Annotated in this window: 13 protein-coding genes; 10 read left to right on the forward strand and 3 right to left on the reverse strand. The window is 40.8% G+C overall.

Features of this window, described 5'->3' with window-relative positions; genetic code table 11:
- Positions 1-155: 155 nt before the first annotated feature.
- From DW862_RS17185 to DW862_RS17210, 6 genes are all read left to right on the forward strand, one after another.
- A complete protein-coding gene (locus DW862_RS17185) occupies positions 156-977 on the forward strand; it encodes a GNAT family N-acetyltransferase (RefSeq protein ID WP_120069574.1) in 822 nt (273 codons plus the stop codon).
- Between the two features lie 99 nt (positions 978-1,076).
- The gene (locus tag DW862_RS17190) at positions 1,077-1,508 is read left to right on the forward strand and encodes a hypothetical protein (RefSeq protein WP_009040725.1); all 432 of its coding nucleotides are present in this window, start codon (positions 1,077-1,079) and stop codon (positions 1,506-1,508) included.
- Positions 1,509-1,655: 147 nt separating this feature from the next.
- Positions 1,656-2,291, forward strand: a complete 636-nt coding sequence (locus DW862_RS17195; RefSeq protein ID WP_004316898.1) for a DedA family protein — start codon at positions 1,656-1,658, stop codon at positions 2,289-2,291.
- Between the two features lie 77 nt (positions 2,292-2,368).
- A complete protein-coding gene (locus DW862_RS17200) occupies positions 2,369-3,016 on the forward strand; it encodes a DUF47 domain-containing protein (RefSeq protein WP_120069577.1) in 648 nt (215 codons plus the stop codon).
- Positions 3,017-3,031: 15 nt separating this feature from the next.
- A complete protein-coding gene (locus DW862_RS17205) occupies positions 3,032-4,048 on the forward strand; it encodes an inorganic phosphate transporter (protein WP_008644519.1) in 1,017 nt (338 codons plus the stop codon).
- A gap of 127 nt (positions 4,049-4,175) precedes the next feature.
- Positions 4,176-6,422, forward strand: coding sequence for a cation:proton antiporter (locus DW862_RS17210; protein WP_120069580.1), 2,247 nt, complete (start codon positions 4,176-4,178; stop codon positions 6,420-6,422).
- A gap of 105 nt (positions 6,423-6,527) precedes the next feature.
- Here the strand turns inward: DW862_RS17210 and dnaK are convergent, their stop codons facing one another.
- Together dnaK and DW862_RS17225 are read right to left on the reverse strand one after the other, a co-directional pair.
- The gene (dnaK, locus tag DW862_RS17215) at positions 6,528-8,441 is read right to left on the reverse strand and encodes a molecular chaperone DnaK (RefSeq protein WP_008021329.1); all 1,914 of its coding nucleotides are present in this window, start codon (positions 8,439-8,441) and stop codon (positions 6,528-6,530) included.
- A 326-nt stretch (positions 8,442-8,767) separates the two neighbouring features.
- Positions 8,768-9,556, reverse strand: coding sequence for an META domain-containing protein (locus tag DW862_RS17225; protein ID WP_004313951.1), 789 nt, complete (start codon positions 9,554-9,556; stop codon positions 8,768-8,770).
- A gap of 145 nt (positions 9,557-9,701) precedes the next feature.
- Between DW862_RS17225 and DW862_RS17230 the strand changes: the two genes are divergently transcribed.
- The 4 genes from DW862_RS17230 (at position 9,702) to recA (ending at position 13,814) form a co-directional block, all read left to right on the forward strand.
- A complete protein-coding gene (locus tag DW862_RS17230) occupies positions 9,702-10,985 on the forward strand; it encodes a hypothetical protein (protein WP_004313953.1) in 1,284 nt (427 codons plus the stop codon).
- A 90-nt stretch (positions 10,986-11,075) separates the two neighbouring features.
- On the forward strand, positions 11,076-12,269 hold the full coding sequence (locus tag DW862_RS17235; RefSeq protein ID WP_087318555.1) for a saccharopine dehydrogenase family protein: 1,194 nt from the start codon (positions 11,076-11,078) through the stop codon (positions 12,267-12,269).
- A gap of 28 nt (positions 12,270-12,297) precedes the next feature.
- Positions 12,298-12,753, forward strand: a complete 456-nt coding sequence (bcp, locus tag DW862_RS17240; protein WP_004312515.1) for a thioredoxin-dependent thiol peroxidase — start codon at positions 12,298-12,300, stop codon at positions 12,751-12,753.
- Positions 12,754-12,779: 26 nt separating this feature from the next.
- Positions 12,780-13,814 (forward strand): recombinase RecA, encoded by a 1,035-nt coding sequence (gene recA, locus DW862_RS17245; RefSeq protein WP_004312516.1) that lies wholly within the window; start codon positions 12,780-12,782, stop codon positions 13,812-13,814.
- 120 nt (positions 13,815-13,934) lie between these two features.
- Here recA and DW862_RS17250 read toward each other — a convergent pair whose 3' ends face one another.
- A complete protein-coding gene (locus DW862_RS17250) occupies positions 13,935-14,927 on the reverse strand; it encodes a YeiH family protein (RefSeq protein WP_004312517.1) in 993 nt (330 codons plus the stop codon).
- Between the last annotated feature and the right edge of the window lie 16 nt (positions 14,928-14,943).

The following is a 14,943-nucleotide window of genomic DNA, read 5'->3' on the forward strand; positions in this document are numbered from 1 at the left end:
TAAAGGTAAATAAATTGCGTTTCTACTAATAAGAGCGCTCAAACCGGAAATACCCTACAGCTTTTACAAAAAAAAGAAAAAGAAATCAGATTTCAATACCATATCCGGAAATTAATAGTAATTTTCCTGGCAAATTAATGATAAAAGCAATCACTATGATACGCAAATTAGACAAGACCGAATACGCCCTAGCTGCATCGTTAGCATTAGAGGTATATATACAATGCGGAGCGGAAGACTTCGATGAAGAAGGTTTGAATTCATTCAAAAGCTTTATCTCCAGCGAGCAACTGATGAATGAATTAGTGATTTACGGCGCTTTTGAAGATAAGAATCTGGTCGGCATTATGGGGACGAAGCATGAAGGGAAACATCTTTCTTTATTCTTTATCCGAAAAAAGTACCAATGCAAAGGTATCGGCAAACAGTTATTCTGTTTCGCTATCAATGATTGTCCGGTAGATGAAATGACTGTTAATTCGTCCACATACGCCATTCCTTTTTATCAAAGTCTGGGATTTGAAAAGACTAAAGAGAAGCTATGCACTAACGGGATAACTTATACGCCAATGATATTCAAGAGGACAGTCAGAATCAGTTCCATCGCACCTTGTGGAATGGACTGCGCATTATGTTATGCTTTTCAAGATATAAAAAAGCCTTGCCCCGGTTGTAGAACCAAAACAGGAAAAATTCGGGAAAGTTGCCAAAACTGTATTATTTTCTCATGTGATAAGAAAAAGTATTATTGTTTTGAATGCACAAATTTCCCTTGCAAACGATTAAAAGCACTAGATGCAAGATACCAAAACAAATACAAAATGAGTATGATTATGAATCTTACATTCATAAAAGAACAGGGAGAAGAAAACTTCTTAATATGGCAAAATCATAAATACACCTGCCCCAAGTGCGGAAAACTGCGAACTGTGCATTACGACTACTGTATTCACTGTAAACAACAGAAGTTAACATAACTATAATGAATACCTCCCGATAGAGCTACAATTATAATTGTTAATTATGCTTGTGAATATGTATTTCATATAAAAATAGTTTCTACCTTTGCGACCGTTATGATGAAGTACATATTCTGTATACTATTAGGCGTATTTCTGAATTGGGGATTCCATCTGATTTCCGATGAAGCACAGGAGGCATACCGGTTAGAAACCGGTAGTACCAGTATACAAACCTATACCAAATCATACACCTCCAAAACTAATATCATACAGCTGGATAAAGAACAGAAACTAGTCAAAACAAAAGAATACACCGGAAAGCAAGATTACAATAACGATAATGGCGTTTTAAATCCATTCTCCTTCCGCCACCTCTCTCCTTTAAAGATACTACGATTCAATATTCCTTCTGTCACTATCCGTATACTAAGCTCTCTGAAGATCCAGCTTCCTCAAAACCAATGGACAGGTTTTTCATATTATACCAATCTTTTTAAATATTCTGATAGATATCATATCTATTCATTAGGCCACATACTCATTTAGCCATTTTATATTTTTCCGGCATAAGACTATTCCAGTCTTTGATGCCTCACTTTCGGTTTGCATCCTCCATTTGAGTAAAAAGAGTATTCACTATGGTCTGGAAGCCAATAACATTCTTTTTTTACCATAACAACCAAAGTATATAAAATGGACTTTTTATTAGATTTCATCCTTCATATCGATCAATATATGGTTATGATTGTGCGTGATTATCACGCCTGGACGTATGCCATTTTGTTTTTTATAATCTTCTGTGAAACCGGATTAGTGGTCACTCCTTTTCTTCCCGGTGATTCTCTACTCTTCGTTGCAGGAGCTATTTCTGCCTTACCTGACATGCCTATCAGTGTGCATATACTCGTTATCATTTTATTTGCCGCTGCCGTATTAGGCGATTCCTGCAATTACATGATCGGACATTTCTTCGGTCGAAAGCTTTTTAATAATCCCAATTCCAAGATATTCAAACAAAGCCATCTGGAGAAGACACACGAGTTTTATAAGAAATATGGTGGGAAAACAATTATTCTGGCCAGATTCGTCCCGATAGTACGCACGTTTGCCCCCTTCGTAGCAGGAATGGGAAAGATGAACTATTACTATTTTATGATGTATAATTTAGCGGGTGGTGCGGCTTGGGTCGGCATATTCTGCTACGCCGGTTATTTCTTCGGAGACCTTCCGTTTGTACAAGAGAACTTGAAACTGCTGATCGTTGCCATCATATTCATCTCTATATTGCCTGCAATCATAGAGGTAGTACGGGCCAAACTAAAGTCTTAAAACACCAAACTATAATCTGTATTCATTTGTTACTAATATAAATAGAGAAGAAAAAACAATTTAAAGTTTTTACACTTATGAAAAATTCTTTTTTTAGTCGGTTTACTCCAAAAGAGCCCAAATTTTTCCCATTGCTGAAACAACTTTCAGAAGTGCTTTGTGAGGCATCCGTTGTTTTAACAGAAAGCTTGCAACATGACTCACCAACAGAACGTGCAGACTACTACAAGAAAATCAAAGAGCTGGAACGTGAAGGGGACAAACTGACGCATCGGATTTTTGATGAATTGGGCACTACATTCATCACTCCTTTCGACCGTGAAGATATTCATGACTTAGCTTCCTGCATGGATGACGTCATCGACGGAATAAATAGTTGTGCCAAACGAATCTCTATTTACAATCCCCGTCCTATCTCGGAAAGTGGCAAAGAATTAAGCCGTTTGATTCAGGAAGAAGCGACCTACATCTGTAAAGCCATGGATGAACTTGAAACATTCCGTAAGAAACCGACTTTCCTCCGGGAATATTGTACGAAACTACACGAAATAGAGAACCAGGCAGACGATGTATATGAGTTCTTTATCACTAGACTTTTCGAAGAAGAAAAGGATTGCATTGAACTTATCAAAATTAAGGAAATCATGCATGAACTGGAGAAAACGACCGATGCCGCAGAGCACGTAGGCAAGATTCTGAAAAACCTGATTGTAAAGTACGCATAAAGTAAGCCGGAACACATGGAATTATTAGTGACTATCATTATTCTGGCTCTGATATTTGATTATATCAACGGCTTTCACGATGCAGCAAACTCAATAGCTACAATCGTATCTACCAGGGTGCTTACCCCCTTTCAAGCTGTACTATGGGCTGCTTTCTTCAATTTCGTTGCTTTTTTCATTGCCAAATACATCATAGGCGGATTCGGTATTGCCAATACAGTATCCAAAACGGTGGTAGAACAATATATCACTTTACCTATTATATTGGCAGGAGTCATAGCAGCCATCACCTGGAACCTGGTAACATGGTGGAAAGGTATCCCGTCTTCATCCTCACATACGCTTATCGGAGGATTTGCAGGAGCTGCCATTATGGCAAACGGGTTTGAAGCAATTCAACTTAATATCATTCTTAAAATTGCAGCTTTCATCTTTCTGGCTCCTTTTATCGGAATGGTGATTGCTTTCGGTTTCACTCTGTTTGTGCTTTACATCTGCCGCCGTGCACATCCTCATACAGCTGAAGTCTGGTTTAAGAGGTTGCAGCTCGTTTCTTCCGCCCTCTTCAGCGTCGGACATGGATTGAATGACTCACAGAAAGTAATGGGTATTATTGCCGCTGCCATGATAGCCGCTCATTCTATGGGATTGGGTATGGGTATCAACAGCATCAATGACCTTCCCGACTGGGTTGCTTTTTCGTGCTTCACCGCTATCTCACTCGGCACCATGTCCGGAGGTTGGAAAATAGTAAAGACAATGGGAACCAAAATCACCAAAGTAACCCCATTGGAAGGAGTAATTGCCGAAACAGCCGGTGCTTTCACTCTCTACATTACGGAAATGCTGAAAATCCCCGTTAGTACAACACATACTATCACAGGTGCAATCATCGGAGTAGGTGCAACTAAACGCCTCTCTGCCGTTCGCTGGGGAATAACAAAAAGTCTCATGACTGCCTGGATTCTTACAATTCCGGTCAGTGGACTCCTGGCAGCAGCTATCTATTATATTGTTTCCCTCTTTTTATAGAGGAAAACAATATAATGAATAATTGACTGCCGACACTCTCGAAAAAGAAAAGAGCTGAACATCCATGTCCCTTGGCTCTTTTCTGTCTAACTATCAGGAAGAAAAAAATGAATAAATCCATCACTAAATGTCACATTTACCAACTTTGATTGCCGACCTTGCGCTGATATTAATATCGGCCAGTGTAATAACCTTGCTGTTCAAATGGATGAAACAACCTTTAGTCTTAGGTTACATCATTGCCGGATTACTAGCGGGGCCTTATATAAATATTTTCCCCACAGTGGGAGATATCGAAAATATCAATATATGGGCGGAAATAGGTGTTATATTCCTGCTCTTTGCACTTGGACTGGAGTTTAGTTTTAAAAAGCTCATGAATGTAGGTTCCACAGCTTTTATTACGGCCACCACCGAAGTCGTCAGTATGTTGCTCATAGGTTTTCTGGTAGGACAATTGTTAGGATGGGGCACAATGAATTCCATCTTTCTTGGGGGAATGTTGTCTATGTCGTCTACCACAATTATCATCAAGGCCTTTGATGATTTGGGGTTACGCAACCAGCGTTTCACGGGCATCGTATTCGGTACTCTGGTAGTGGAAGACCTGATTGCCATTTTAATGATGGTACTTCTTTCTACAATGACGGTAAGTCAGGACTTTGTGGGTGAAGACTTATTGATTAGTGTTCTCAAAGTCGTTTTCTTTTTAATCCTGTGGTTTCTCATCGGTATTTTCGTTATTCCGGCTTTTCTTAAAAAAGCAAAGAAGCTGATGAATAATGAGACGCTTTTGATTGTTTCAATCGGTCTTTGTCTGGGAATGGTGGTATTGGCCACCTATACAGGCTTTTCAACGGCGTTAGGTGCATTTATCATGGGATCTATTCTTGCCGAAACCATCGAAGCCGAGCACATCGAACATATCATACAACCGGTAAAAGACCTCTTCGGAGCTATTTTTTTCGTATCAGTCGGTATGCTGGTGAATCCGGCGGTATTGGTAGAATATGCCTGGCCTGTTATCATCATTACTCTGGTTACCATTATCGGTAAAGCCATTTTCTCTTCATTTGGCGTACTCTTATCCGGAGAGCCACTGAACACTTCTATCAAATCCGGATTCAGCCTGGCACAAATTGGAGAGTTTGCTTTCATCATTGCCGGACTGGGTGTTTCGCTCAAAGTGCTCGATCCGTTTATTTCACCTATTATTGTGGCTGTATCTGTTATCACCACTTTCACGACTCCTTATTTTATCCGTTTAGCCAACCCTTTTGCCGAATGGCTTTACAAAATATTGCCTACTAAAGTACAGGAGACATTAGATCGTTATGCTTCCGGCAAGAAAACCATGAACCACGATAGTGACTGGAAGAAATTACTAAAAAACATGATTGGCAGGGTTATTATTTATAGCGTATTGCTCACTGCTATCTGGCTGCTGTCTATACAAATCATTTATCCCGCCATCAGTGAAATGTTTGCTCCTGTTACCCTATGGATTAATCTGGTGATGTGTCTGGGTACCCTTTTGCTTATGACTCCTTTTTTGTGGGCACTCATCTCCAACAAATACAACTCTTCCGAATTATTCCTGAAGCTATGGAGAGATGAGAATTACAATCACGGACGACTGGTTTCTCTCGTTCTAGGCCGGGTATCTGTTGCTCTTTTCTTTATCACTAGCGTAGTTATCAGCTATTTCAAGCTGAACTGGGGAATAAGTGTGATTATTGCCATAGCTGTTGTGGCATTGATTCTTATTCTTAGGGAAGACCTCACGCAATATTCACGATTGGAAACGAGATTCCTAGCCAATCTTAACCGACGGGAAGAGGCTGCTAAAAAACGACACCCGCTAAAAACAAGTTTCAATAGCGAGTTCAATGACAAGGACCTTGATTTGACGTCTGTCGTAGTATCGCCTTATTCCGATTACATCGGCAAGTCTTTAGGAGAACTTTCATTCAGGCAAAATTTTGGAGTGAATGTGGTTGCAATCACGCGTGGTGATTTGAATATATACATTCCGAAAAGTTCTGAACCTATTTATCCGCAGGATAAACTGATTGTAGTCGGTACGGATATGCAATTGCAGGAGTTCAGAAATAGAATAGAAGATGTAAAAAATACAAAAGATACGGACGCAGTAGATAAAAAGATGACTCTCCACTCTTTCACTGTAGATGACGAATTCCGTTTCTTAAATAAAACCATTGCACAGTCTCATTTGGGAGAAAAGTACGACGGTATCGTTGTGGCTATTGAACGGAATAATGAATTGATCCCTCTGGATAAAGATACGGCTTTCCAATTAGGAGATCTCGTTTGGATTGTGGGTAACCGCGAGAAGATTAGAGAAATACTGTAATAAAGTCCGGGTTCAAATAAATCACATTACATATAAAACAAAAGAGAGCTGTAAACATTTAATCTACAGCTCTCTTATTTTGATTTATTGTATATTCAGCGATCTTTACTTCACTTCCTCAAAGTCAGCATCCTGAACATTATCCCCGTGCTTGCTATTATCTTGCTGACCAGCACCACCGTTCATATCAGGACCAGCCTGTGCGCCACCTTGTGCACCACCCTGTGCGTACATTTCAGCACTTGCAGCCTGGAAGGCAGTATTGATTTCTGCCATAGCAGTATCGATAGCAGCCAAGTCCTGTGCTTTGTGAGCATCTTTCAATTTCTGCAAAGCAGCTTCAATCGGAGCTTTCTTATCAGCAGGCAACTTATCACCTAATTCCTTCAACTGATTTTCAGTCTGGAAGATTACGCTGTCAGCCTGGTTCAGCTTATCAATTTTTTCACGTTCTTTCTTATCTGCTTCAGCATTAGCTTCAGCTTCAGCCTTCATCTTTTCGATTTCTTCCTTGCTCAAACCGCTGGATGCTTCGATACGGATAGCTTGTTCTTTACCGGTAGCCTTATCTTTAGCAGATACTTTCAAGATACCGTTCGCATCGATATCGAATGTAACCTCAATTTGAGGAACACCACGACGAGCCGGAGCAATACCTGACAAATTGAACTGACCGATTGATTTATTCTGGGCAGCCATCGGACGTTCTCCCTGCAATACATGAATCGTAACTTCACTTTGATTATCAGCAGCAGTAGAGAATGTTTCACTCTTACGAGCCGGAATGGTAGTGTTAGCGTCGATCAACTTAGTCATTACACCACCCAGTGTTTCGATACCCATTGACAGCGGAGTAACATCCAACAATACTACACCTTTGATTTCGTCTGTCAAAACAGCACCCTGCACAGCAGCACCAATAGCTACTACTTCATCCGGATTCACACCTTTAGAAGGAGCCTTGCCGAAGAAATCTTCTACCAATTTCTGAACAGCCGGAATACGTGAAGAACCACCAACAAGGATTACTTCATCAATATCAGCATTGTTCAAACCTGCATCGCTCATTGCTTTCTTACATGGTTCAAGACAAGCCTGGATCAATTCGTGAGCCAGAGATTCGAATTTTGCACGAGTCAAAGTCTTCACCAAGTGCTTAGGCACACCACCTACCGGCATGATATACGGCAAGTTGATTTCTGTACTTGTAGAAGAAGAAAGCTCAATCTTAGCTTTTTCAGCAGCTTCTTTCAGACGTTGCAAAGCCATCGGATCCTGAGTCAAGTCAGCACCTTCATCGTTTTTGAATTCCTGTACCAACCAGTTGATAATTACCTGGTCGAAGTCGTCACCACCAAGATGAGTATCACCGTTTGTAGAAAGTACTTCAAATACACCACCACCGAATTCGAGGATAGAGATATCGAATGTACCACCACCAAGGTCGAATACAGCAATCTTCATATCTTTGTGAGCCTTATCCAAACCGTAAGCAAGAGCTGCGGCTGTCGGTTCGTTTACAATACGTTTTACTTCCAGACCGGCAATCTGTCCGGCTTCTTTTGTAGCCTGACGTTGAGAGTCGGAGAAATAAGCAGGAACGGTGATGACTGCTTCTGTTACTTCCTGTCCAAGGTAATCTTCGGCAGTCTTCTTCATTTTCTGAAGAATCATTGCAGAGATTTCCTGCGGAGTATACAGACGTCCGTCGATGTCAACACGCGGAGTGTTGTTGTCACCTTTCACTACTTTATAAGGAACACGAGTCACTTCTTTTTGTACCTGATCCCAATTTTCACCCATGAAACGTTTGATAGAGAAGATTGTACGTGTAGGGTTCGTAATAGCCTGACGTTTTGCAGGATCACCCACTTTACGTTCGCCACCATCAACGAAAGCGACAACAGAAGGAGTTGTACGCTTACCTTCACTGTTTGCAATTACTACAGGTTCGTTACCTTCGAATACGGCAACACAAGAGTTTGTAGTTCCTAAGTCAATACCAATAATTTTTCCCATGATCGTTATTTTTTTATTTATTATTTATTCAATGATTTCTTTTTGTCCGGTTGTTTCTCTGCTCTTATCAGGGAGCTTCGCCGCGAACGGACGCTTATTAAAAAGCAAACCGTGTGCCAAAAGGAAATTATACGAATGCATGACATAATATCTGCCAAAAAGACAGTTTTAATAAATAAACACTGCTGACATAGTCATATTCAAAGCCAATCAGTAACTGTTTCTTTAAACAAATACAGGCGGCTCTGGTTCGATAAAGAAAAAAAAATATGCCTGTATCGTCAAGTGCGACACAGGCATATCCTATTATATATAACTCTTCTTTATTACTTTTCCAGCACGATGACCAATGCACCGTTTGCATCATACAAACCAATGCCACCACCGGACAACACATCGAATGATTTCACTTCATTGATAGCTTTCAGCACCTTACCTTCTGTTTCCATATCAGGACAAGCCATCATTGTGCTTGCTACTCCCGGGAAAGAAATAGATTTGGCATTACTTGTACTGGTTTCAAAACCACCATTAATCAAATTACATCCGGCATTGCCATGAATGGTCTTTTTCTTCACATCAAAAGCAATGAAAGGTTGTTTTTCCATACCGGAAGGAATTGCTTCACCATTCACTTCTTTAATTTTCCATTCTCCATTCAAAACTGAAAGTTTCACATCAGCCTCCTTCTTTTGTAGAACGACAACCGGACGGTTGGACGAATTACAAAGATACATCTTATCTTTACCTGCCTTTTTGTATCCTTTTACTTGCGCAAAAGCATTCAATACATTATTTTCAGTAGTCATATCCGGACACATCATTCGGGTACTAGCCATCCCTGTAAGTTCAAGGCTTCCCGGCTTCGCATTTACATCGAAACTGCCCATCATACGATTACATCCGCTATTGCCGGACACACGACCGGTCGCTGTATCAAAAGCGATAAAAGGAAGGGTTCTACTTTCGCCCGGAGCTATTTTCGAGCCGTTGACTTCTATAATATTCCATTCACCATTGATAGATGACAGGGGGATTGCCTTCTCAACCGAACGGCACGAAGACATTGCAAGTGCTGCACCAGCAATGCAAATTGAAACAAATACTTTCTTCATATTGTTATAACGTTTAAGTTAAAATCGGAGGCAAAGATATCAAAAAGATTGGAAAATAACATCCAATACAACATAAAATATATACATTTGCCAGTAGATATACAACAAACGAACAATTTACATAGTTCACTTAAAGTAAACAAATATGAGAATAATTGTCCTGTCTTTAATTCTATTCTGTTGTGGCACGTGTCCTATCACAGCTCAAAGTGATTACATTGTCACTACTCCTTCCACGCAGGAAATCCCTGTAGGTGAAGAAGAACAATTCATTAAGAATAACTTTCCACTGCAACCGCTGTGTAAATGGACACCCGGAATGAAGTTTATGTTTGTTCCTTCTACACGGAACATGTTCCTTCCTACTCTTTCCAGCTACGACACCGAAAAAGGAATAGACAACAGCCTGCTGAAGCACAAGATTCTCACTTTCACGGGAACAGAAGAGAAGGCTCAAAATATATCAACCGGGACCAACTATTCCACTCGCTTCGTATTCGAATGTGAGGGAGAAAAATATTATTATGACATAAAGAACATGAGGCTGGACGAGATTTGCGAAAAGGCTCCCCGTGCCGGTATCAATGGATTGGTTTATCTGAAAGATGTAGATACTGCCAAAGAGTTGTTAATAGGAAAAACAGTCTATATACAATCTGAAAGTGCCCGAGTAGACGATGCCAACAATTATTCCGGCTATCGGGATATAGCAATTCCTGTCAATACGGAAGCTACAATTACCGCTATTGGAGTCGGCAGTCAGGCATATCCAGTGAAAATCGTATTCAAAGATACACAGGGACATTCTTATTATCTGGAAGTCGCTCTCTCGCGAACGAACTCCGGCATGGACCTGAATGATTTTCAAGGCGAAAAGAGAATGAAATATTTTTCAAATGCATTCAGTTTCACTAACAAGAGTCTGGGTACTATTGAAAGCCTGAAAAATAAATACTTGGGAATGACCGTTTATCCTAAAAAGATGCTGCCGGCCAAAAGAATCGTATCTTTTGAAGATAAGCAGACCGAATCACGTGTTCACTTGCCCCGATATACGGTTCTGCAAATAAAAGAGATTAAATTATCTCCTCCCGGCAGCCTGGCTACTCTGTCATTAACGGACAGGGACGGGGCAATCTACGAATTGGAAACAGATCTGAAATATGACGTGATTGTCAAAAATGATAATTATATCGAGGACTTTTTCGGATTCGAGGATATACATAAAAAATATCCGGGCATTACAGAAAGCCGTTGGCAGATTATCTCCCGGGGAGATTTAGAGGCAGGGATGAGTACGGTAGAATGTCGTTTATCCATTGGTGATCCGATAGAAATCGAGTTGAAAAAAGACAGTCGTTTCGAAACCTGGTTCTACAATGGCAAAACGCTGGAATTCGAAAACGGAACCTTGCAACGTTACAAATAAAAAGGAGTAGCTGCGCAATGATTATCTGAAAATAATCACGTATATTTGCCAAACCAATAAATCATAAATTATAATTCATTAAATACAGAAATGGGTAGAGTTCTTATTATTGGTGCAGGCGGTGTTGGCACTGTCGTTGCACACAAAGTGGCACAAAATGCCGATGTATTTACAGATATCATGATTGCCAGTCGTACGAAAGAGAAATGCGATAAAATCGTCGAGGCAATAGGTAACCCCAATATAAAAACAGCTAAAGTTGACGCAGACAATGTAGAGGAGCTGGTAGCCTTATTCAACAATTTCAAACCCGAAATGGTGATTAATGTAGCTCTCCCTTATCAGGATCTGACGATTATGGAAGCTTGTCTGAAAGCCGGAGTGAACTATCTGGACACCGCCAACTATGAGCCGAAAGATGAAGCTCATTTTGAATACAGCTGGCAGTGGGCTTATCACGATCGTTTCAAAGAAGCAGGTCTGACAGCTATCCTCGGCTGCGGATTCGACCCGGGAGTAAGCGGTATCTATACTGCCTATGCAGCTAAACATTATTTTGATGAGATTCAATATCTGGACATTGTAGACTGCAATGCAGGTAACCATCATAAGGCTTTTGCTACAAACTTCAATCCGGAGATCAACATTCGCGAGATTACACAAAACGGACGCTATTATGAAAATGGCAAATGGGTAACTACCGGTCCGCTGGAAATCCATAAAGACCTGACATACCCGAACATCGGTCCGCGTGACTCTTATCTTCTTTATCACGAAGAACTGGAATCTTTGGTGAAACATTATCCGACTATCAAACGTGCACGTTTCTGGATGACTTTCGGACAGGAGTATTTAACTCATTTACGCGTCATCCAAAACATCGGTATGGCACGAATCGACGAGGTTGATTACAACGGAATGAAGATTGTACCATTGCAATTCTTGAAGGCTGTATTGCCTAACCCGCAGGATTTAGGAGAAAACTACGAAGGAGAAACTTCTATCGGTTGCCGTATCCGTGGTCTGAAAGATGGTAAGGAACGTACTTACTATGTATACAACAACTGTAGTCACCAGGAAGCTTATCAGGAAACCGGTATGCAGGGAGTAAGCTACACCACCGGAGTTCCGGCAATGATTGGAGCCATGATGTTCTTCAAAGGCGAATGGAATCGTCCGGGTGTAAACAATGTAGAAGAATTCAATCCGGATCCGTTCATGGAACAACTCAATAAGCAAGGTCTTCCCTGGCATGAAGAGTTCGACAAGGATTTGGAATTATAAGCGTACACCTATTCATTAAAAGAAAGTTATGATAAACGTAGGAGATAAAGCACCGGAAGTCTTGGGTATCAATGAGAAAGGCGAAGAAATCCGATTAAGTGCTTATAAAGGAAAAAAAATTGTGTTGTACTTCTACCCAAAGGACAGTACATCAGGTTGCACCGCACAAGCGTGTAACCTGCGCGACAACTATTCCGAACTACGTAAAGCCGGCTATGAAGTAATCGGTGTCAGCGTAGACAATGAAAAGTCGCACCAGAAATTCATCGAAAAGAACAATCTTCCTTTCACTCTGATTGCTGACACTGACAAAAAGTTAGTAGAAGAATTTGGAGTATGGGGAGAAAAGAAACTGTACGGACGTGCTTACATGGGTACTTTTCGCACTACTTTCCTGATTAATGAAGAGGGAATCGTAGAACGGATTATCACTCCCAAAGAAGTGAAGACCAAAGAACATGCCTCACAGATTTTAAATCAATAACTCCATTAATTATATAAGAATAAGGTATGGCAAAAAAAGACGAACTTAATTTTGAAACAGATAATAAAATGGCATCAAGCGAAAAACTAAAAGCCTTACAGGCTGCCATGGAAAAGATAGAAAAGAGCTTCGGTAAAGGTTCTATCATGAAAATGGGTGATGATAGTGTTGAACAAGTAGAAGTGATCCCGACAGGCTCTATTGCCCTGAACGTGGCACTTGGCGTTGGAGGTTACCCTAGAGGTAGAATCATCGAAATCTATGGCCCGGAGTCTTCCGGTAAAACAACATTGGCTATCCACGCCATTGCTGAAGCACAAAAGGCTGGCGGTATTGCTGCTTTCATTGATGCCGAGCATGCTTTCGACCGTTTCTACGCATCTAAACTGGGCGTAAATATCGATGATCTTTATATCTCTCAACCGGATAACGGAGAGCAGGCGTTGGAGATTGCGGAACAACTGATTCGTTCTTCTGCTATCGACATCATCGTTATTGACTCTGTAGCTGCACTGACTCCTAAAGCGGAAATCGAAGGCGACATGGGTGATAACAAAGTAGGTCTTCAAGCACGTTTGATGTCGCAGGCTCTTCGTAAGTTGACGGCTGCTGTGAGCAAGACACGTACGACTTGTATTTTCATCAACCAGTTGCGTGAGAAGATCGGTGTTATGTTCGGTAACCCGGAAACAACAACCGGTGGTAACGCTTTGAAGTTCTACGCTTCTGTACGTCTGGATATCCGTGGTAGCCAACCGATCAAAGATGGCGAAGAGATTCTCGGTAAACTGACTAAGGTGAAAGTGGTGAAGAATAAAGTAGCACCTCCTTTCCGCAAAGCAGAATTTGACATCATGTTCGGTGAAGGTATCTCCCATTCCGGAGAAATCATCGACTTGGGTGCTGACCTGGGAATCATCAAGAAGAGCGGTTCATGGTATAGCTACAATGATACTAAGTTAGGACAAGGACGTGATGCCGCTAAACAATGCATCATGGATAATCCTGAACTGGCTGAAGAACTGGAAGGATTGATCTTCGAAGAATTGAAGAAGAAATAATTTGCTTTAATTCTGCTTTATCCGCAGGCTAAAACTGAATAAACAAAGGTGGGAGAAAGTCGTTTACTACGATCATTCTCCCACCTTTTTCTCTTTTATATAGTTCTCTCTTTTTTCCTCTTATACAAAATAAATGTATGCCAATGTGCTCAAGCTGATTATTACCCAAAGCAAAATTCCTTGAACCAAAGGCTTTATTCCAACTGCTTTCAATACATCAATAGAAAGAGAAGCACCGATGAAAAACATGGTAATCGTCAGAGTTTTACGGGCAATACCGTTAATAGCCGCTCCCAATTGTGGTACTCCATCCAGCAAATAAGTATTTACTACCAATGCCAACACGAAGAAAAAGATAAACCATGGAATACTTATCTTTTGTCCTTTGCTCTTGAAAATAAAGGAAGTAGCAAAAGCCATCGGGATAATCCAAAGCGCACGGGTCAGTTTAATAGTGGTTGCCACTTTCAATGCTTCTTCGCCATAAGCAGCTCCTGCACCTACTACAGAACTGGTGTCATGAATGGCAATGGCCGCCCATGTTCCGAATTGTTGCTGATCCATATTTAATGCATGACCAATGGCAGGGAAAATGAAAAGTGCAATAGCGTTCAAGATAAAGATTGTACCTAATGCCACAGACATTTCACTGTCCTTCGCTTTCAACACTGGTCCCACTGCTGCGATAGCACTACCACCACAGATAGCAGTTCCCGAACTGATAAGATAAGCTGTATTACGGTCGATCTTGAACAACTTACGTCCAATAAACCAACCTATTACCAAGGTTCCGATCACCGAAATGACCGTAAACTCCATACCTTCCTTACCGGAAGCTAAAGCAGAATGAAGATTCATACCAAATCCCAATCCTACAACTGAATATTGCAACAGATATTTAGAGGTTTTCTTATTAAACTTAGGATGTGCTTGTCCGCAAGTCAATGCAAAAATAAGTCCGAGGAACAAAGCAACCGGAGGAGTTACCCAAGCCGACCATGCTTCCAATCCTGGAATATAGTCTAAAAAAAGAAAGAAAGTCAGAGTAGAAAGCAGTGCAACATAAATCATTTTATTATTTGCCTGCAAAGTTTTTGTAGCTGTTGAAATCATATCTTTTTATCTTTAA

Origin of the sequence: Bacteroides sp. AM37-9 (assembly GCF_003603455.1) — a bacterium.
Classification (GTDB): domain Bacteria; phylum Bacteroidota; class Bacteroidia; order Bacteroidales; family Bacteroidaceae; genus Bacteroides; species Bacteroides xylanisolvens.